The 20,566-nt window shown below is 67.4% G+C and carries 15 protein-coding genes; all 15 read right to left on the bottom strand.

All coding sequences use genetic code 11. The annotated features are described in order from the left end of the window. A partial coding sequence (gene fliD, locus AC1DQ3_RS16795) for a flagellar filament capping protein FliD (RefSeq protein WP_477121300.1) occupies positions 1-638 on the bottom strand: 638 nt, incomplete at its 3' end. A 1,283-nt stretch (positions 639-1,921) separates the two neighbouring features. Next, positions 1,922-3,103 carry a type VI secretion system protein TssA gene (tssA, locus tag AC1DQ3_RS16800; RefSeq protein WP_477121301.1) on the bottom strand — a complete coding sequence of 394 codons (1,182 nt, stop codon included), beginning with the start codon at positions 3,101-3,103 and terminating at the stop codon, positions 1,922-1,924. Beyond that, the gene (locus AC1DQ3_RS16805) at positions 3,100-7,254 is read right to left on the bottom strand and encodes a type VI secretion protein IcmF/TssM N-terminal domain-containing protein (RefSeq protein WP_477121302.1); all 4,155 of its coding nucleotides are present in this window, start codon (positions 7,252-7,254) and stop codon (positions 3,100-3,102) included. Before AC1DQ3_RS16805 ends, tssA begins: the two co-directional genes overlap by 4 nt. 37 nt (positions 7,255-7,291) lie before the next feature. Then, positions 7,292-8,038, bottom strand: coding sequence for a DotU family type IV/VI secretion system protein (locus AC1DQ3_RS16810; protein WP_477121303.1), 747 nt, complete (start codon positions 8,036-8,038; stop codon positions 7,292-7,294). 77 nt (positions 8,039-8,115) lie between these two features. After that, on the bottom strand, positions 8,116-9,444 hold the full coding sequence (tssK, locus tag AC1DQ3_RS16815) for a type VI secretion system baseplate subunit TssK (RefSeq protein ID WP_477121304.1): 1,329 nt from the start codon (positions 9,442-9,444) through the stop codon (positions 8,116-8,118). A gap of 66 nt (positions 9,445-9,510) precedes the next feature. Further along, positions 9,511-10,014: a hypothetical protein gene (locus AC1DQ3_RS16820; RefSeq protein WP_477121305.1), complete on the bottom strand. Its 504-nt coding sequence runs from the start codon at positions 10,012-10,014 to the stop codon at positions 9,511-9,513. Between the two features lie 31 nt (positions 10,015-10,045). Continuing rightward, the gene (locus AC1DQ3_RS16825; protein ID WP_477121306.1) at positions 10,046-11,539 is read right to left on the bottom strand and encodes a dicarboxylate/amino acid:cation symporter; all 1,494 of its coding nucleotides are present in this window, start codon (positions 11,537-11,539) and stop codon (positions 10,046-10,048) included. Next, on the bottom strand, positions 11,536-12,237 hold the full coding sequence (gene cuyB / locus AC1DQ3_RS16830) for a cysteate racemase (protein ID WP_477121307.1): 702 nt from the start codon (positions 12,235-12,237) through the stop codon (positions 11,536-11,538). Before cuyB ends, AC1DQ3_RS16825 begins: the two co-directional genes overlap by 4 nt. Before the next feature lie 12 nt (positions 12,238-12,249). Further along, entirely contained in the window at positions 12,250-13,524 is a 1,275-nt protein-coding gene (locus tag AC1DQ3_RS16835; protein ID WP_477121308.1) for a dicarboxylate/amino acid:cation symporter, read from the bottom strand. Positions 13,525-13,554: 30 nt separating this feature from the next. Further along, positions 13,555-14,496 (bottom strand): substrate-binding periplasmic protein, encoded by a 942-nt coding sequence (locus AC1DQ3_RS16840; protein ID WP_477121309.1) that lies wholly within the window; start codon positions 14,494-14,496, stop codon positions 13,555-13,557. Between the two features lie 92 nt (positions 14,497-14,588). Further along, entirely contained in the window at positions 14,589-14,855 is a 267-nt protein-coding gene (locus AC1DQ3_RS16845) for a hypothetical protein (protein WP_477121310.1), read from the bottom strand. Between the two features lie 7 nt (positions 14,856-14,862). Further along, complete coding sequence (locus AC1DQ3_RS16850; RefSeq protein WP_477121311.1) at positions 14,863-15,249, bottom strand: DUF4280 domain-containing protein; 387 nt, start codon at positions 15,247-15,249, stop codon at positions 14,863-14,865. A 2-nt stretch (positions 15,250-15,251) separates the two neighbouring features. Further along, positions 15,252-15,977 carry a toxin-antitoxin system YwqK family antitoxin gene (locus AC1DQ3_RS16855; RefSeq protein ID WP_477121312.1) on the bottom strand — a complete coding sequence of 242 codons (726 nt, stop codon included), beginning with the start codon at positions 15,975-15,977 and terminating at the stop codon, positions 15,252-15,254. Then, positions 15,974-17,878 (bottom strand): type VI secretion system tip protein TssI/VgrG, encoded by a 1,905-nt coding sequence (gene tssI, locus AC1DQ3_RS16860; RefSeq protein WP_477121313.1) that lies wholly within the window; start codon positions 17,876-17,878, stop codon positions 15,974-15,976. The genes AC1DQ3_RS16855 and tssI overlap by 4 nt, the downstream gene beginning before the upstream one ends. A 3-nt stretch (positions 17,879-17,881) precedes the next feature. Then, positions 17,882-20,560 (bottom strand): type VI secretion system ATPase TssH, encoded by a 2,679-nt coding sequence (gene tssH, locus AC1DQ3_RS16865; RefSeq protein ID WP_477121314.1) that lies wholly within the window; start codon positions 20,558-20,560, stop codon positions 17,882-17,884. Positions 20,561-20,566 lie beyond the last annotated feature (6 nt).

Below are 20,566 nucleotides of genomic sequence, written 5' to 3' on the forward strand. Positions count from 1 at the left end.
CTGCTGGGGTCGCCGCCGCCGTTGTCTGCCACCGAGACACGCATGCTGGACTTTTCGCCCGTGGTGTTGGAGGTCAGCACCAGGTGATAGGGCGTGGCGCCGCCGTCATTGACGATGCTGGCCGTGACGCCCGCGTTGGACTTGTTGATGGCGTCGCGGATGCCGGCCAGCGTGTTGTTGGTGCCGTTGATGTTGACCGAAACCGCCGCCGCGGTGCCGGGTGTGAAAACGTTGCCCACGGTCGTGCCGATCTCGATCTTGATCTCGGCGCTGCCGAGCTGCTGGCCGGTGCTGTCGGTGATGCCGTTCGACACCAGCGTCTGCGCCTGTGCCAGTTGCGACACGTTGATGGCGTAGCTGCCCGCCATCGCGGTCTTGTCGGTCGCGACGGTCAGCACGCCGGTGTTGCTGGACGTGGTGGTGGTGCTGTTGTACAGGCTCGCGGTGCCAAGGGCACTGGCGGCGATCTGGAAGGACGCCAGCGCCCCTTGCAACTGGGCGTAGGCGGAGAATTTTGTGCCTAGCACCGCAGCCTTGCCGTTGAGGGCGGTGAGCTTGGTGCTTTCCGCCTTTTGCAAATTGTCCAGCAGGGTAGACAGATCCAGCTTGGAGCCGACACCTATCGAAGAAATAGCCATGGTTGGAACCTCTGAATGGCGAGTTGGGAAAAGGCCCGGCCCACCGAAGCGGTCCGGCTTGTCAGGAAGCCCCGTGGCGCGCGGATGATACGGCCGGCACGCAGGACTTCCCCCGGGCGAGAACTGATTGATGGCGTCGCCATTGGCGAGCGCTGTATTGCGACAGCTGCTGGTACCCGGCAGAAAGCCTGCCGGTCGCCTCGCTGTCGCGTCGCCCTTGTTGCTGCCGATACGCGGGCAGATACGGGTATCCAGCAAGGCATCGGCCCTTATGACGCGACTTCACCCTGGCGCCGGTCTGTATCGACTGTATGCGCCGATTTTTTTTGCGTCCTGCAGGAACATGTGCACAACGACGGACAACTGAAAGTCGTATGCGTCATTCTTTGCTCAGGAGCGTAACGGCGCGGCCCTTGTCCCGATTGGTGGAATAAGGAGTGAAAATCCGCGCAGATCGGACTAAAGGCCGATGGTGGTCCAGTTGGCTGTGATAGAGCGATCATTCGAGCTATTAAGATTTACTCGGATGTGTTCCTTGAGCGCCCTGTCGATTTAAAGTATTTGGAATGGTGCCGTTGCTCCTGAAGACAAAGGGGCTCAGTGGCCAGGAATTCAGTCCGATGTGAACGGACTGTCGGCGTGCGAGTGCCATCCAGCTGTATAGCATGCTACGGGCGATCGCCCGTTACCGTCCATTCTGTTGCAGCCAAACGCCAGCCCCACGCGCAGTTGCCGGATTTATGCGACAAGGTTTTTCATGGCAAGCAACGGGATTCAGAGTGACTATCGCCACGCTACCGAAAATTCAATGGAATACGGAGACAAAGATGCGACCATGAAAGAATGGCGATAGGCACCCTAGTTATTTAACGAATGTCGGACATATGGCGACTAATAATCATTATTCGCAAGCTATTGTTTGTGATTCGTGGGCAAATATAATATGTCCACACACTGAATTTCCACATGCAGTGATTGCAAAAGCAACGAAGTGGGACTCACAAGGGAAACGGCTTGGTATTTCTACATCTGAAGGTATTTGGGACACACTGAGTGCAAGCGAATGGCTGCACGGTTTGTTAGCGACACCAGTGTATGCAGCCCCGAAACTCGGACTGCACGGACAATCCATACCTCACCCAAATATTTACCATCCGGTTATTGGCGATATCTTTGGACCTGACCGAACACGCAAAAACCGGCGCTGGTACGTCCTTGATCGAGCACGTGCACGTAACTTGATGGGCCAATATGCCGGCAACGTATGCCGAACCGATGGCCGCTCAGCGGCGCTCCAGCAGCGCCAGATAACGGTCGACATCTCCCTCGTCGCGCAGGATGTCCCGCATCAGCTCCGCCAGCGGCATGCCGCCCCAGCCGATGGCCCGCCTGAGCAGGTATGGCGTGGGGCTATGCGGTTCCTCTTGCGCGAGGTAATCCGCCACCTCTTCCAGCAGGCGGTAGGCGTGCGCGCGGCTCGCTATGCCGCCGGCAGGCGCTTGCGCCGTGGGTGCCCCCGGCGCGGCTGGCGCCACCGCCTGCCCACACKGGTCATCCGGAAGATCGTGAGGGGCATCTGCATGCCCTGCGCCGTGTGGCGCGGTACCAGCCACAGGCTGCTTCGCGGCGGGCGCCGCCACGGCGGCGTCGCCCAGCAACGCAGCCACCGCCCGCGAGAGCCGCGCCAGCGCGCTGGCTACGCGCGCCAGGCTTGGGGCGTCGGCACCTAGCCGCTCGTCCAGCAAGCGCCCGAAGTCCGTCCATAGCGGCAGCGCCTCGGCCAGATGCCGGTGCGCGCTCGCCAGCACCGCGCGGTTCGCGCTCTCGCCGGCGCGCCTGGCAAGGAACTCACGCGAAAGGCCGTCCTCGCCGTCGGATCCGTTCGCGGCGCGCTCCCACACGTCCAGGTTGACCACGGCAGCATCCGGCTCGTCCAGCCGCAGCAAGGGGATATGCAGCGCCAGGACCATGGGCAGCGTTTCGTTCAGCCAGGCGAATGGCGCGCATCTTGCATCGGTGTCGCCGGCCTCGATCTTTGGGTAGGCGGTGTCCCAGTAGTGCGTGGCAAGCCCGGCCAGCACCCGCGTGCCGGCGGCGAAGCCTTCGATGCCACGCAGGTGCGTCCAGGCCTCGCACAGCCATGCAGCCAGCTGGAAATCCTTGCTGCGGCCGGCGAGCGCGTCGCCGCACAGCGCGGCTACCTGCTTCCAGTCCGCCTTGACGAGGGGCCGCTCCCAATCGCCCATCGGCAAGCTGGCGTCGTCATGCGTGCGCGCTTGGCGGATGGCCTGGTAGACCGGCGCATAGCGCAAGCCGGTCCCGCCCGGGTTGTCGCCCGGCACGGGCGCCAGAAGGGTGTCAAGGTCGATGTGCAGGGCGGGCAAGGCCAGCGCAGGCAGGGCCAGCGCGGGCAAGGCCAGGGCGGGCAAGGCCGGCGCGGCGTCAGCCAGGGTAGGCGGGTTCATAAGGCGTTCCATTCGGGAGCTCTGTTGGGAAAGCTGCGCGGCCACGGCAGCGGTGTCTTCTTGCCGGCCGGGGTCAGCGCGATACGCAGGAATACGCGGCCGCGCGCCTGCTTCGGCGCCGCGGACAAATCGGCGGGGCTGGCCGTGCCGAGCGGGAACTCGAAACGCAGCACCTGCGATGTACTGTCCGCGCGCAGACCGGGATCCGGCACGCGCTGGCGCCCGATCAGCGTAAGCAGTGCCAACGGATCGGCAAAGCGCCAGGTGAGCGTCTTGCCGTCGGCAGACAGCGCGCGCTGGTCCGGGTCGCCGAGCGCGATCAGCGGCGAGTCCTTGGCAAAGCGCAAGGTCAGCAGTACCGGATTGCCATATTCCCAGCGCAGCGTGCGCGGCGCGTCGCGCATCGACAGGCTCTGCCCGCCGACCGACAGCGTCCAGTCGATGACCTGGTTGCCGGCGCTTTCCCCGCTGCGGTTGACGCGGAACTCTGCACTCACGTCGTAGCCGCCTGGGGCGCCCTCCTCGGCGGGATAGAGCGGCGCGAGCAAGGTCTTCACCTGGTCGAAGTTGTCGATGAACTGGTGCACCGGCGCGCCGGCGGCGATGTCCTTCAAGGCGCCGCCGCCACGCGATTCGCGGTAGATCGCCGACAGCGGCTCGTAGCGCTGGAGCACGTGCCCCAGCTCGCCGAAATCCGCCGTGCGGGTATCCGCCGCGCCACCGTCGCCACCCGGCACGCCGGCAAACGGCAGCCGGCCCGCGACGCGCTCGTTGAACGACACGGAGAAGCCTTCCCACTGCCGCTGCAGTTCGGTGAAATACCCTTGGCCGCAACGCGCAAGCAGGCTTTCGTACAAGCGCACATGCAGCGCGGCGAAGTAGTCGTCGGTCCCGCTCGCCGAGGGCCGCCCGGCAAACTTCGCGAAGCAGCCGCCGTTACCCGGGTCCGCCGCCACGGCGAGCACGAACTGCTCCAGTATCAGCAGCCGGCTGTTGGGATTCTTCAGGCGGTAGCGTTCCAGATCGCGATTGATGTCCTGCCAGCGCCCCGCCAGCGGCGACGTGGCGTCGCCTCCGCCCAGGGCGGCGAGGTAGATCGCAGCTTCGCGCCCGAGCGCCTGCGCGCGTGCCGACTGCTGATCCAGGTAGGGCGCCAGCCCGGCTCTGTCGGACAGCCCGAAGGCGGCCAGCAGCGGCGAGCGGCCGGCGCGTGCGACGTCGTAGCCCATGTCCTGCCGCACCGCGTACAGTTCGGACTGCCGCAGCGCCTCGTCCACTGCCCGCAGCCGCGCCATGGCGTCGCGCGAGACCAGCGCGTCGAGGTCTTCGATACGCGCGCTGGCATGCATCTCCGCCAGCATCGACTTGATACGCAACAGGCGGGCCATTGCGGCCTCGAAGCCCGCGCTGTCCATGTCGCCCTGCAGCGGCGCCACCGTGGCGGCCAATGCGATCTGGTCGGTCAGCAGCCGCGTGAACTGCAGGTCGATGGATTGGGTGACCGCATCGCGGGAGGCGGCGGGCAGGTTGGCAAGGCCTTCGGCCAGGAAGCGCTTGCGCGTGTCGCCCAGGACAATGGCCTGGTCCAGTAGCGCCCGGTCCCACAGAATGACCGCCCCCGCCGGAACGGCAGGCAGCTCGAGGTCGCGCGGCGGCACCATAAAGGGCTGGTTCAGCAAGGCGGCCAGGCGGTCGCGCAAGGCCAGGCGCTCCGGCGTCACCGCAAAGCGGGCGTCCTTGTCGTTCCAGGCCACGCCCGCATCCGAGCCGCCCAGGCGCTGCGCCAGCTCGCTCTTGAAGGCCTGGAAGCCAGCCTGGGAGCGTTCCCGCACGCGCGCGGCGACGTCCTCGCCCAGCAAGCGGCTCTGCGCGGCCCGCGACAACGTGCGGTCATACACCGGACCGGGCGCGAACTGCGCTTGCCGCAGCCAGCCGCCCTTGCCGGGCGCCAGCAGCTCTTGCTCGGCGCTGATGCCCGCGACGATGCCGCGATAGTCGCCAATGATGCGTCCAAAGCCGCTCCTGCCGGATTCCGCGGCGGCCAGGCTTTCCAGGTGCGCCCTGATGGCGCGTTCTGCGACCAGCAATGCGTTGTTGGCGAACAGGCCGTCGTCGAGTTGGCGGCCGCCCTTGTCGAAGGTGCAGCGCAGCGGCGGCAGCAATGCCGCCGCGCCGAGCGCCGGGGAGGCTGGCATGGCCAATGCTGCGCCGGCAGGCCGGCGCAGCGTGTCCGCATCGCGGCGGAAGAACGGCAGGCTGGCCGATACATTGCCTTCCAGCTCGACGCCGAACGCATAGCGCACTACGAGCCGCAGCGCGTCGGCGTTGTCTGGCGCGTCGGTCTCCAGGCGGCGCAACGCCTGCAGCGCGGCATCGAACTGCTCGACCGACGTCACGTATTGCTGCAGGGCGCGCATAGCGGGCAAGTCGTCGACCGCCAGGCTGGGCGCCGGCTGTGCATCCCCACGCGCGCCAGCCGGCGCCGCGCAGTCGTCGCCCACGATCAGCTGGCCGGTCGTGGAATCGCGCCCCACCCCGGTGAGCTGGCTCACGCGCGCCTGCAGTTCCCGGTGGATCGTGGCAACGGCGATTTCGCCGAAGGCGCGCTGGAAACGCGCGCGGACGCGTTCGTCCAGATCGTCGAACGGGCGCCAGGAGCCCGGCATGACGGCCGACGTGGCGGATATCGCGCTCAGCCGCTGGTTCATCGCGATCAGGCCCAGCGCCTGGCGGCGATACCAGTCGGCCGGCAGGTCCTGCCCGCGCTGCGCCGCCATGGCGCGCTGCTGGGCGGCGTTGCCCGTCTCGCCCAGCGCCGCCAGCAATTCGGTATAGCCGTGGCTCATCTGCCAGGCGGCGACCACCAGCGCGGCACCCCATCCGCCCAGCAGCGCTGCACCGCCCCAGCGCAGTGCGCGGTGCACGACCGGACGCGCCAGGTGCTGGGAGCGTGACGGCCGGGTCAGGCCGTATTCGAGGAAGATCTTCTTCTCGAACAAGTCGCGCAGGAAGGCTGGCTGCAGCATCAGCTCGTTGAGCATCGCCGCCGGTTCGGCACCGTGCAGCACCGGCTCCACGCGTTCGTCCGCACGGGGCGCAACACCGCCATCGGGCGCTTCGGGAACATCGCCACGCGCCGGCATCTGTGCCAGGCTGACCGCCGGCAGCTCGCCGCTGTCGCCTGTGAGATAGATGCCACGGAAAAAGAAGGGCTCATGATAGGCACTGGGCCGCAGCAGCTCGTCGACATAGCGCAGCAATTGCGCGCGCATGGCATCGATGCGGGCAGGTAGCAAAAGGAACAGGCTCGCATCCAGGTCGCCCGGCGCCAGCGCCATCAGTTCCGCGGTGGTGTCCGATACCGAGCGTGCGATGCTGGCCACCGCGGCATCCACCCAGCCCGATTGATACGTCGCAGAAAGGTCGAATGGCGAGGACCAGCCCAGCATGCTCGCGCGCATCGGCTCGGGCAATGCCTTGGCAAACGGCGCGAAGCCCGGCAGCGACTCGCATCCGGTCACGACCACGTACACGGCAAAGCGGACCGCGAAACGGTTCTGTGCCAGCCACAAGCGCCGGTGCGCGAGCTTGGCGCCGCTCACCAGTTCTAGCTGGGCATCGGTATCGTCGGCCAGCAGCATGGCCGCGGGGACGGTAATGACCACACTGTCGAAGGGGCGCTGCGCACGGTAGTTGCGGCACAGCCCGAGGAACTCGTCCCACGGCTTCTCGTCGCCGTCGTCGACGCGCGAGCCGAGATAGGCAGTATTGATATCGATCACCACGCCGCGGTCGAAGAAGTTCCACGAGATACCCTGGGTCGCCGCGGCGTTGGCCGCATCCGAGCTCAGCACGCTGGCCACGCCCGACTGGGCGATCGGCAGGGCGCGGGCGCCCTCCCCTTCGTTGAGCACCATGATCCAGGGGATGTTGTAGCGCTCCGCGCGCGAGGCGATATTGCCTTCGATCAGCTCGACCGCCTGGCGGAAGGCAGCGCGCAGCGAATCCGAGCGCATCTGCACGATCTTCCGCTCCGCCCCCGGCTTGGCGCGCGCGGCCTGCGCCGCGAAGTAGAACACCGCGCCAAGCACGGCGAGCAGCACCAGCGTGAGCACGGCGATCGACAGCAGGAAAAGATTGCTGGTCAGCATGGCGATGCCCCCTCGCCCGGGATAGGCAGGCGGCGTCTCACAGGCTGCCTCCCGCCACGGTGTCGTCCCGCAGCGCTTCGCGCACCGGCCACGACTGCCACAGCCAAAGTATCTCGGACAGCGCCAGCAGGCTGACCAGGCCGAGCAGGAAGACTACGGTCCAGCGCGTCACCGTTGGCAGCTTGCGCGGCGCAATGTGCGACAGCGTATGCGCATAGGCACCATCGCTCACCACGCGATCCCGGCCGCCCAGGTCGGGGCGCCGCTGGTAGACGAACTCGTACAGTTCACCGCGCAGGCTGCGCAGCCGGGCGTCGGCATCCGTGCCGCGAAACCGCCCCTGGAAACCGAGCGACAGGGCGAACAGATAGAGCCGCGCGATATTGCGCCGCGAGGGTTCGCGGTCGAGCAGCAATTGCTCGATGCGTTGAAAGACCTGGTCGCCGGCCACGTTGGTGCGAAACAGCGTCGATTCAAGCAGATGGCCTGGCCATGCCTCTTGCCCCGCCCAGGGCGTGTTCAGCAAGATCTCGTCGGCCAGCACCGCCTTGAGGTAGCGGGCGTCGGCCACGTCTTCCATCTCGAAGCGGGTGCTTTCGCGGCGCGATTGCAATGTCTGGATTTCCAGCAGGTTCAGCAAATGCCGGCTCATGTCCTGCGCGGCCAGTTCGGCATCGGGCACGTCGGCCGCGCGTGCCTGCGCCTGCATCAGTTCACCAAGAAAAGCGCGGAACTGCTCGGTGACGAGGTCGTCTTCCTCGGTCTCGGGTCGATAGCGTGCCATGGTCACTTTCTCACGTTACTCAAGTTGCTTACGTTGCTTACGTTGCTTACATAATCTTGACAGGGAGCCTTATCCCGTCAGCCCTTGACGAACAGCACCACTTCCTGGGGCCGCTGGGCGTTGGCGCCTTCGTTGGGATTGCCGATCACGAGGGATTCATTGGCGTGGACCAGGCCGGGATCGGCCTCGATTTCGAACAGCAGGTAGCCGGAGCCGGAACGCACGCCCAGGTCCTCCGCGTGGTCCACCACGCGCCGCGCCGCACCCAGCACGCGCCGGCTGCGCAGCGACGGATAAAGCGATTGCGAGCCCGCCACGGCACCGCCCATCCACGCCAGCAGGTCACGCTCCGATAGCCCGCGCAGGCCGATCACCAGGCGCTCCCCGATCCAGTCCGGCTGCAGCAGGATCTCGAAGGCGCCGTCGCGAAACTCGAACTTCTGCTCGCGGTACTCGTCGCTGACCGCGGCCATGGCCTCGCGCAGCGCGCGCAACAGCGGCGTGAAGGCCGACAGGGGATCGGCATGATCGTAGTCATGCGGCACGGGCGGCAGCCCGCCCGGCTTGAGCATGCTGAGCGAGCCCAGCAGCGAGGCCAGCGCCAGGTATAGCGCGAGCGGATGCAGATGCGGCGTGCGCAACACTGCCTCCACCAGCGGCAGGCCGCTCAGCAGGCAGCGCAGGCGGTCCTTGAGCTCAAGCTGGGTGAGCCGGTCGTCGGCCTTGGAGGACGGCGTTGCGGTCTGCTTGGCGACGAACGCCGCCTTGCCGCGCAGTTGCCCGGCCAGCGAGGCCACGGCGGTCCACAGCGGGTTGTCGCGGCTCACCTCCAGCAGGGGCGGCAGGCGTTCGCCAAGCCGGACCACCTCGTTGTCCTTGAACACCGTGCCGAGACACAAGGACACGTATAGCGCCGACGGCCGCGCGCCGGCGGCAAGCATCAGGTTGGGCACCAGGCGCGGGATATCGGCCGGCGGCGCGTCCGACACCTGGTCCTCGACCGGCGCACCGGGCACCGAGCGGAAGCGCCTGACCTGCGCATCGCGCCGCATGGTGCCGGCCACCGGCAGCACGAGGTGGATATCGAGCATGCCGTTTGCCAGTGGTTCGGCGAATGGCCCCAGCGACAGCTCCAGCGGAGCCTGCGCCGGATCGTCGCCCGCGTAGGAGAGCGCGGTGCCGTCGGGCAGGATTGCTTCGAGCTGCAGCACGCGCACCAGCCCGGTGGGCAGCAGGCCGGTGTCGAACACCAGCTTGCGCACGCCCCAGCTGAACGGCGCGGCCGCGAGCGTCTGCCAGGCGACCAGCGCGTCGATGCGCGACGCCTGCAGCTGGAAGTGCTGGGGCGCCAGCAGCATGCCCTCATGCCACTCGACGCGATCGACCAGCGAAAGGGTTTCACGCATGGACGGCTCCTTGTGGCCGGCAAGCGGACGGATACGGCACAGGGTGGGACCGAGGTTGCGGCGAGTTCATTTCGTGGTGGAGACGGTAAAGGCGGCGGCGTCGAGCTGAATCACAAGCGTGCCGCTGAATTGGTCGATCCGGACACGGTGCGCGCCGGGCTCCCGGTAGTTGGCGAAGACGAAGGCCGCCGCTACGCGCGGCCCTTCGAAGTCGTCGCCGGCAATCGAAAGCCGCTGGCCAGGCACCACCTCCCAGCTGCGGTAGCGAATTTCCTTCGGGAAGGTGCTGCTCAGGTCCTCGCGGCCGGCAAACCATTTCGACGCGGGCAGTTCGGCCAGCCGGGCCTGCATGGCCTCGTCGGTGACGAATACCACATCCACGGCGACCGGGCTGTTGTTGTTGGCATCGTCCTTCGCCGCCAGCGTGACCTGCTTCCATTTCACCTTGTCGCCCTTGAAGCTCAGGAACGACGGCACCGCGCAGCCGGCCAGCGATAGCGCCAGCAGCAGCGCGGCCAGGCTTGCGCCCAGCGTGCGCAGGGTCGTACGCGAAACTGGCATGGTGTTCATCGGTTCACTCCGTAAGCACATGATTTCGTCTCTATCTCGCACCGACGCCAATGCCCATCAGCACGATCAGCGAAGCGGCCGTCAAGGCACAGCCGCCCGCTAGCAGCAGTTGCGCGCGCGTCAGCGACAACCGCACCCCCGCGCCGCCACGCCGCTCGCTGCCGCGGGCCTCGTGCGCGGCGGTGCGCTCCGATGGCAGTCCCACCGAGACCAGCGCGATCACCGCGCAGGTGCAGACCAGGCTCAGCACATTGCGCGGGCCGTCGCAGATCAGGTCGACCGCGACCAGCAGCACGACGGCCGCCTCCACCGGCAACTGCAGCACCGAGAGCACCACGCCGGCATAGCCGATCGTACCCAGCCCGTTCTGGCCCGCGGACAGCAAGGCCACGCCAGTGGAAGCCAACGCGATCCACACCATCTCGATGGCATCCACCGGCAGCCCATACAGGTTGGCGACGAAGACCGCCGCCAGTGCGAAGTACAAGGCCGAACCGGCACGCAGGAAGACCGAGCCGAACGGCACCAACAGTTCGACCAGGCCGCGCGGAAAACCCAGGCGCGCGCTCATGGCTTCAATGGTGTGCGGGATCGGCGCGGTGGCGCTGCCTGAGGTAAGCCCCACCAGCAGCGGCGCCTTGAGCTCCAGCAGCACGTGCAGGAACGGCGCCCTGGCACAGGCGCCGACGGCGAGCACCGCGCCGACGCTCAGCAGCAGCGAGAGCGCCCCGAAGCTCATCAGCAGGCCCGCCATGGCACTGACAGTGGCGCGCTCGGCATGCATGGTCAGGTGGGCCGCCATGCCGAAAGCCAGCACGGGAATCAGCAGGTTGGCCTGCGCGATGATGTTTTCCAGCGTGCGGTAGATGCCTTCGAGCACATTGTTGAGCGTGGCAGTCCGCTCGCGCGACAAAGCCGCGATGGCGAGTCCGAACAGGATGGCCCCGGTCAGGATGCCTAGCGTGTGCCCCTGGGCCAGCGCACGGTAAAAGTTTTCGGGGAAGATCTCGTTGAGCGGATACCCCGCATCCGGCCGGGTCGCCGCCGGGAGGGCCGGGCCAGCGGCGATGCCGCCGCCGGCACTGGCGATGCCGCTCCGGCCCTCGCCGCTTGCCGCGGCCGAGGCATAGAGGTCGATCCGCGACTCGCCTGCGTCCGCCACATGGCCCAGCACCATCTGCCCGAGCTGGCCGCTGGCAGCGCCGGACAGGTGCGCGCCGGGCGCCGCCAGCCGGCCCGCCAGGGTGCCCGCCACGGCGCACAGCGCCACCAGCGCGAGCGCCGTGACGAGGGTCGTGCCGATGCGCAGGGCAGGCCGCGACAACGCGAGCGCCTGGCGCAGGCCGAACAGCGTCGCCACCACCAGCAGCGGTATGGCGGCCATGTTCACCACGGCCAGGTAGAGCTGCCCGATCAGCCAGGCAAACATGCCCAGCGGCGGCATCACGGCGCCCGCCATGCCGCCTGCGACCAGGCACAGCAGTAGTCCCGGAAAGCTGCGCGACAGCCACCGCAGCGCCTTCATGCGCGCTTGTTCCAGCCACGCGCGGTGGCGAAGGCCACGGTAGCCCGGGCCAGTTCCAGCGTGCTGTCGATGGTTGGCAGTGGCATGGGGTGGATCCGCCGGGCGGCCACGGGGATCTCCGTGCAGCCCATGATTGCCGCATTGACGCCGCTATCGGCCAGCCGGCTCAGGACAGCCGCCAGCGCGGCCGCAGCTTCGTCCAGCCCGCCCGCCTTGACCGCGCGGATGCAGCCATCTACCTGCGTCTGCACGGTATGTTCCGGCACCACGGGCTCGATGTCCCGCGCCTGCAGCGCTGCCTGGTAGATGCCCGATGCCAGCGCGCCGCGCGTGGCCAGCACGGCCACGCGCCGCACGCCTTCGGGCACGGCGGCCACGCAGGTCTGCGCGATATGCAGGATCGGCGCAATGCTGCGGCTGCGCATCTGCGCGTACCAGTGGTGCGACGAGTTGCAGGGGATCACCACCAGGCCAACCTCGTTGCGGTTCAGCAGGTCAATGCCCTGCAGCAGATACGGCAGCGGCAGCGCGCCGCCGTCCAGGATGGAGCGGGAGCGGTCCGGCGTCTGCGGCAGGTGCGCCACCACCATCGGCAGGTGCTCCTGGTCGCAGGTGGCGTCGGTGAGCCTCACTACCCTTTCGAGAAAATCCACGGTGGCCAGTGGCCCCATGCCGCCCAGTACTCCGATCATTGCCATCGTGTTCCCTGGTCAGATCTTCAGCGGCCGCGGGCACATCACCGATACCGCCGCCGCGTTGCCGATCACCAGGATCAGCGTGCGCAGCATGTCGCAGACCGGATCGACCGCCAGGAACAGAATGAACGCGGCCTCGAACGGCAGCCCCAGGTAGGCGCACGTCATGCCAACCAGAGACACCGTGACCAACCCGGTCATGCCGGCCGAGGCAAAGCCCGCCAGCACGGACGCCAGTACCACGGTGCCGATTTCGAGCGGTCCCAGCGAATGGCCGTAGAGCTGCGCGATAAACAACGTGGCGCAGACGTAGTAGACCATCGGCCCCACCCGCAGCAGCGACACCGCGAGCGGCACCAGCAACTCCACGCGGGAACGCGCGAAGCCAAGCCCATCCACCAGGCTTTCGATCATGCTGGGCATGCACGCCGCGCTGTTGCGCGTGGCCAGCGCCAGCGCAAACGGCGCGCGCAGCGCGTCCAGCGTGGCGCCGAGGCTCTGGTTGGAGCGCTTCCAGATAATGCCGACCGCCAGCGCCAGCAACAGCACCGCGGTGACGAAGAAGGCCACCACGAACTGCAACATCGCATGCAAGGGCTCGACGCCCGACTTGCCCAGCTGCGCCGCGCTCATGCAGAGCAGGATCACGGGCAGCGGCAGGCTCAGCCAGTGCATCAGCTTCTGGCAGGACTGGTAGATGGTCTCCAGCGACTGGCTCAGGCCCACCGAGATGCGCTCCGGCACATGCCCCACGGCCAGCCCGAACAGCAGCGCGAACACCAGCGCCTTGAGCGCGTCGCCGTTGGCGAGCGCAGCAAAGATATTGGTGGGCACCAGGCTGGTCAGCACGTCCGAGAAGCCCAGCGTCTTCTGCGGAGCGTCCTCGCCGTACAGCTTCATCACGGTGTCGCCGGCATTGGCATCATTGCCGACCATCACGCCGAAGGTCTGCATGGAATGGCTGGACAGGTTGGTGCCGGGACTCAGCACCATCAGCACCACCGCGCCCACCACCGCGACGATGACCGAGGCGCCGACAAATACCGTGGTCACCCGCATCAGCAGTCGCGAAGCGCCGCCGCCGCGGATCACGCGCTGCAGGCTGGAGATCACGGCGGAGACCATGAAGGGCAGCATGGTCATCTTGAGCAGGTCGACATAGACATCGCCCACGACGCCGAGTTTCAGCGCTTGCGCCGGCAGCGTCAGGCCTATGAAGCCACCCAGCGCCAGGCTGCCGATCACGACCCAGGGATTGAGCGCCAGCGCGTAGAGTTTCTTGTAGTTCATATCGGTATCCAGCATCTCCGGGCCAGTGCGTTATTGCTCGGCCGCCTGCAGCACGTCGGCAACTTCGAGGCGCTTGGGGCGCTCGGCGAGGAATTGGTTGACGAAGGCCAGCAACGCCGGCGCGGACACGTTCACGGCAATGCCCAGTGTGTCCTCCAGATCGTCCAGCGTGACGACCCGCAGGCGCAGCGACGCGGTCGGGTCGGTGCGCAATACGCGCTTGACCTCGAACTCGTCGCGATAGACGGCGGCGACCTCACCCGCGAACAACGCCTTGAGCGCGGACTCCCAGGTCGGGTACTGGGTGATGTGCGCCTTCGGGAAATTGCTCTCCGCGTATGCCAGATACGACGAGCTTCCCACCACGCCGATGGAGCTGTCATAGGCTCGGATCACGTCCGACACGGAACGCCCGCGCAGCAATTGCGCCAGCTTGACGCGATTGAGCAGCAGCGCACGGTTCAGCCGCAGGTAGGGCGTGCTGAAGCTGATGATCTGCGTGCGCTGCAGCGTGCGGGACAGCTTGCTGATTGCCACATCGGCCTGGCCCTTTGCCAGCAGGTTGACCACGCCGTCGAAGGTGGTGGCGTCGCGGTTGAAGCGCACCTTCACATGGAGCTTCTGCGCCAGATCGCGGGCAAGGTCGATGTCCAGCCCGCTCAGTTGCCCGTCGCGCTCCTGGAAGAAGGGCGGCTGGTCGACGCGCAGCACGGCGACGACCAGCTCGCCCCGGCTGGCGATGCGCGCGAACTCGGGCGCCAGCAGGCGGCCATCGGGCATCTGGACCAGGCCGGTCGGGGTGACCACGGGGGCCGGGGCGGGCTCGGGCGCGCCGTTGTACAGCACGTTGCCTGTCGCCGTGCCTGCCGTGGCAGTGCTTCCGGTCACTGTGCCCTTGACGGCGCGCAGGCCGGTGCCGGCAGCCGAGGCACCGGAAACGCCCAGCACGATGGCGGCCACTGCGCCTGTCATTGCGGCGGCGACAGTGCGCCGCACGCCGCGCGGCCCGCACGACGGGACAAGGCGAAGGAAAGCGTTGACAAAAGACATTGGCGCAAGCGGTTTCAAGGCGTGGAAGGAGAAGCGGAGACCGCTGCCATCTCGCTGACAGCGGCGGACTGCGCAGGTGCCTCGCCGGACGGCTGCGCGGCAGGATGTGACGGCGCGGCGCCGTCGCTGGCCACGGCTGGCACCGGCGCGGCGGAGCCGGGCGGCCTTGCCAGGCGCGCGCCAATCTCCATTCCCATCAGGAACAGCAGCACGCACAGCAATATGGCGCAGGTAGCGGCAATCGCCACCATGCGGGAGGTCATCGAGAAAACGTAGGGCATGGTGTCCTCAAGGGGTCATGATGTCGAATTGCGCCGGCGCCACGATCTGGATCACGCCGCCCCAGGCGCAAAGCAGCTTCGAAGCGTTCTGCAGGGCCGGGAAGCCGCCGATCAGCACGGTCGGCGCGCCCGGCACCCAGGGTGACACGGTCATCGGCACGCAGGGCATGGGCGTGAGCACGCCAAGCGCGGCAGCCGTTGCCGCGGCCACCATCGGGTTGCTCATGCAGTTGCAGACGCCAAACGTCGGCACGTTGACCAAGGGCAGGTGATCCATCGCCGTGGCCGCCGGCGTGGTGCCCAGCACGCGGTTGACCGGCAGCACGGCGAGTACCGCCGGCGCCGCGCCGAAACTGCATTGCATGGTCGAGCCCGCAGTGACTTCTATTGCCATCGCTATCCCCTCACCCAGCGTTCGAGACGTTGTAAAAGGCGCGGCGCGCCAGGTGCCGGCGCGGCGGCGGATGCTGTTGCGCGCCACTCCCCCTGCGGCTTGCCGTCCACATACGCGCGCTCCTGCAGCACGCTGCCGTCCGGCGCAAAGCGACGCGCGGTGCCGTGCAGCAGGCCGGCACGATACGGCTCGGATTGCGTCAGCGTGCCGTTGGCGGCGTACGCGCGGGTCTCGCCTTCCAGGCGTCCGTTGCGGTAGCGGCTGCGGAGCACGACCACGTCCTCGTGCAGGTACACGGCCTCGCCCTCCTGCAGCCCGAGCCGCCAGGTGGTGCGCGATGTCACCAGGCCGGACGCGGCATAGGTCACGCTGTCGCCATGCAGTTGGCCCAGCATGTAGTGCTGGACACCCGCAAGGCGGCCGTCCTGGTAGCTTGCGGAGGCGCCATGCAGCTTGCCGCCGGCGTAGTGGGATTCCAGCAAGAGCACGCCAGCCGCGTCGTAGGCGCGCAGCGGGCCCGATAGCGCGCCATGGGAGAACCCCGCCTGCAGCACCGGCGTGCCGTCCGGCGCGTAACGCTCCATCCGGCCATGCGGCAGGTCGCCCTGGAACTCCGTGCGGCACAGCAGCCGGCCGGCCTCGTCGCGCTCCTCCACCACGCGCGCGGCGGCACCCGCCGTATCGGGCAGGGAAGCGCTGGTGGAAGGGGCTTGTATCGGCGCGGTCAATTGGCCTTCACCACCGCGCCCTTGAGCGCGAGCATGGTGCCGCCTTCCACGGACTGCGAAACAGACGCCTTCTGGGTGATGGTCATCGCCTCGTTCTTGAGTTCGGTGCCCGCCTTGTTGGCCAGCGTGGTCCCGGCCTTGACCTGCACCGCGCCGGCCGACTTGATGGTGATCGAGCCGGTGACGTCGATCACCAGATTGCCGCTCACCTTGAGCTTGTAGTCGCCGCTCACATCGTGGTTGAAGGCCGCGCCGTTGGCGTGCTTCTCGTCGCCGCTCACTTCGAGCTTGCGGGTGCCCTTGACCTTGTGCGTCTCGTTGCCGGACTGCACGTCCAGCGCGCGGTCCCCCTTCTTGATCACGTGCGACTCGCCGCCGCCGATCACCGTGGTGGACAGCAGGTTCTCGACATCCACCGTCATGTCGCGCTGGGCATGGAAGTACAGCTCCTCGGCACCGGCCTTGTCCTCCATGCGCATTTCGTTGCCAGCGCTGCCTGCCTTGGACGAACGCGAGCGCATCACGCTCTGGGTCTGCATGTCAGGCAGCGCGACTGGCAACGTGCCCCGCACGTTGTAGACGCTGCCGGTGACGAGCGGGCGGTCCGGGTCGCCATCGATATAGCTCACCACCACTTCCTGCCCCACGCGCGGCAGGAACAGATGGCCCCAGCCCTGTCCGGCGGACGCCTGCGATACCCGCACCCAGCAGGAGCTATCCTGGTCCGCGCCGGGCGAGAGGTCCCAGTGGAACTTCACCTTGATCCGGCCATGGGCATCGGTCCAGATCTCTTCTCCCTGCGAACCCACCACCGTTGCCGTATGCGTGCCCGCCACCACCGGCCGCGCGGTAGCGAGCGGCGCGCGAAACGGCACCGACAGCGGGAACGCCGTGAAGGTGTTGGCATAGGTATCTGCGCTGGCCGTGTGCTCCACCGCGCGCAGGACGTAGCGCACGTCGAGGGCGGGATTGGCATGGCCGGCGAGCTTGAACGTGTTGCCCGCCGCCAGGCTGAAGCAGGTGCTCTCGCCAGTGCCGACCTGGGCTTCCACATGCTGCGCCGCCACCTGGATGGCGGCCTTGCGCCTGGCGTCGGCGGCGTCCTTGTGCTTGCCGGGGAACAGGTAGCGCCGCCCGCCAAGGGAGGCGCCGGCGGCCGCCGAGGTGGCGCGGGAGGTCATCGCCTGCAGGTAGTCGTAATCGGCCAGTTCGTGGCTGGCTGCGCCGATGCCCTGGACCATCCCGAACGCGTGCAACGGCTCGCTGGTGGAGGGCACATCCGTGGCACCGGCCAGCCAGAGCGTGCCGCCCTGCGCCGGCGCGGCATGCGCCGAGGGGCTATCGGCCAGCACCATGGTGTGCGCACCGTCGGCAAAGGTGAAGAAGTAGAAGATCCCCTCTTCCTCCATCAGCCGCGCAATGAACTGGTAGGGGCTTTCCTCGTATTGCACGCAATACTCGCGCACCGGATAGCGCGCGTCCGTAGCGCGCGATTCAAACGCTACCTCGAAAGCGGCGAGCACCTTCCTGACAATGTCCAGCGCGCTCAGGTTCTGGTAGATCGCCCGGTCCCGGCCCAGCGTGAGCAGCCACAACCGTGGCACCAGCTCCGCCGTATAAAAGGCGTAGTGCAGGTCCGCGCCGGTGTGCGCAAAGCGGGCGACGATGCCATTTACATAGCGCTTGGGCAAGGCATCGCGCTGCACGGTGACGGTAACCTTCTGCCCCATGATCGCGCTGGGATCGAGCGCCTTGTTGGACGAGCGCATCCGCAACTGGAAGCGGAACGGCTCGGATATCGCCTCGCGCCCGGCGAATCCATCCAGCAGCAGTACATCCTCGCCAAACGGCGTGGCAACGCGGGCAAACCTGTCCGACTGGCTGGACGTGCTTGTATACATGAATCAGGCCTCCTCGGGAGACAAGAAGCGGAAGACGACACTGCCCGCCGGGGACAGCGACAGCCTGACGGCGCCGAAAGGCTCGGCCAGCGACATGCGCTCCAGGACCTGGCGCGCCAGCTCCGGCAGCACCGACTGCGTCAGGATATGGTCCACGTTGCGCGCGCCGCTATCCACCTCGGTACAGCGCTGCAGGATGGCGCGAGCGAGCGCATCGTCCCAGGTCAGGCGTGCATGGTGGTTGCGCTCGAAGCGCTGCGCCAGCCGCTTGAGCTTGAGATCGATGATGGAGGCGATCTGCGCATCGCCGAGATGATGGTAGGGCACCAGCACCATGCGTGCCAGGAAGGCCGGGCTGAAGCGTTCCAGCAGGGCTGGCCGCAGGCGGTCCACCAGTTCCTGCGGCGGGGGCCGGCGGCCGCCGCGCGATGCTTCCGTGATCACGTCCTGCGCGGCGTTGGAAGTCAGCAGTATCACCGTGTTGCGGAAATCGATCGGCACGCCTTCGCCATCCTCCATCACGCCCTTGTCGAAGACCTGGAAGAACAGCTCAAGCACATCGGGATGGGCCTTTTCCATTTCGTCGAGCAGGACCACGCTGTACGGGCGGCGCCGCACCGCTTCGGTCAGCACGCCACCACGCCCATAGCCTACATAGCCAGGTGGCGCGCCCTTCAATGCCGAGACGCTGTGCGCTTCCTGGAACTCCGACATATTGACGGTGATCAGGTTGCGCTCTCCGTCGTACAGCAGGTCGGCAAGCGCGCACGCGGTCTCGGTCTTGCCGACGCCGCTCGGGCCCACCAGCAGGAACACGCCCACAGGCTTGCCTGGATCGTCCAGGTCGGCGCGGAAGGTGCGGATGCGCCGGGCAATTGCATCCAGCGCCTCGTCCTGCCCGACCACGCGCTCGGCCAGCTTGTCCTGCAGGTACAGCACGGTGTGCAGTTCGTCGGCGAGCATGCGCCCCATCGGAATGCCGGTCCAGCCGGAGATCACTTCCGCGACCGTGGCCGAGCTCACGCAGACGGGCACCATTGGTTCGTCGCATTGCACCGCCTCCAGCCCCTTCTCCAGCCGTGCCAGGTTGGCGGCGAGCGATTCCCCATCCTCGCCTTCCTCGATGCTGCTCTCGTCAGCCAGGAAGCTGGCAATCTTGCGGCGCCAGGTGAGGATCTCCGCGACGGCGCGCTTCTCCGTGACGAGCTTGCCGCTCAGCCGCGCATGCTGCGCCTGCCCTTCGGCGAGCTGGCGCGTGGTGCTGGCGATGGCTTCGGCCCGGTTGCTGCCGGTAGCCGCTTCATGGCGCAGGATGCGCAACTGATTCTCGGCGCTTTCCATCTCGCGCCCCAGCGCTTCGATTTCCTGCGGCACGCCGCTTTGCGCGATGGCCACGCGGGCGCAGGCTGTATCCAGCACGCTGATGGCTTTGTCCGGCAACTGGCGGCCGGAGACGTAACGGTGCGACAGCTTTACCGCGTCGCGCACGGCGTCGTCCAGGATCTCCACGCCGTGGTGCGCTTCGAGCTTGCGCACCACGCCACGCAGCATCTCGATGGCCGCGGCTTCGCCGGGCTCCTCGATCTTGACGATCTGGAAGCGCCGCGCCAGCGCCGGATCGCGTTCGATGTACTTCTTGTACTCGGCCCACGTGGTGGCGGCGATGGTGCGCAACTCGCCGCGCGCCAGCGCCGGCTTGAGCAGGTTGGCGGCATCGCCCTGCCCTTCGCTGCCGCCCGCGCCGATCAGCTGGTGCGCTTCGTCGATGAACAGGATGACCGGCACCGGCGATGCCGCCACTTCGGCGATCACGGACTTCAACCGGTTCTCGAACTCGCCCTTGACGCCGGCGCCCGCTTGCAGCAACGCAAGGTCCAGCGAGCGGACCGAGACGGCGCGCAGCGCGGGCGGCACATCCCCGGCAACGATGCGCTGGGCGAACCCTTCGACCACCGCCGTCTTGCCCACGCCGGCTTCGCCGGTCAGGATGGGATTGTTCTGGCGGCGGCGCATCAATACGTCAACCAGCTGGCGGATCTCGTTGTCGCGCCCTCGTACAGGATCGATCCTGCCTTCGCGCGCCTGCGCGGTGAGGTCAACGGTGTATTGCGCGAGCGCGGATGTCCGGGTGCCGCCCGCGGCGCCCGGCATGCCGAACGTCGCCGGCCTTGGCCCACCGGCATGGGGCGACGGATCGGGCGAGCCACCTTCCTGCGAACGCGACAGGAGCGTTGGCAAGGCCTCGCGAAGTGCGGCGCGCGGGATTTTCAGTAGCGCGGGCGCGGACTCCAGCAGCATGCCGCGCAGGCTCTCGACTTCCAGCAGCGCCAGCACCAGCGCGCCGGCGCGGACCTGCTGCTCGCCCAACAGCATTGAGCTCAGTAGCCAGGCTTCCTGGAACAGCGGCGAGAAGTTCGGCGACAGCGCAGGGGTGCGGCCGTTGCCGCGCTTGAAGCCGTCGATGGCCTTTTGCAACTGCGAGCCAAGCAGTTCCGGGGCCAGCTCGAAGTGCGCCAGGATCGCGCGCAGATCCGGCGTGTCCGCCTCCAGCAACTGCAGCAACAGATGCTCCACGTCGACGTTGTAATGCGTCTGCCTGACGCAAAGCTGCGCTGCCTGCTCCATGGCTTGGCGGCACTCCGGATCGAGCCGGCTGAGTAGGGTGCGGATGTCGATGTCCATGCTTGA

The organism is Cupriavidus sp. 01T418 (assembly GCF_056398885.1).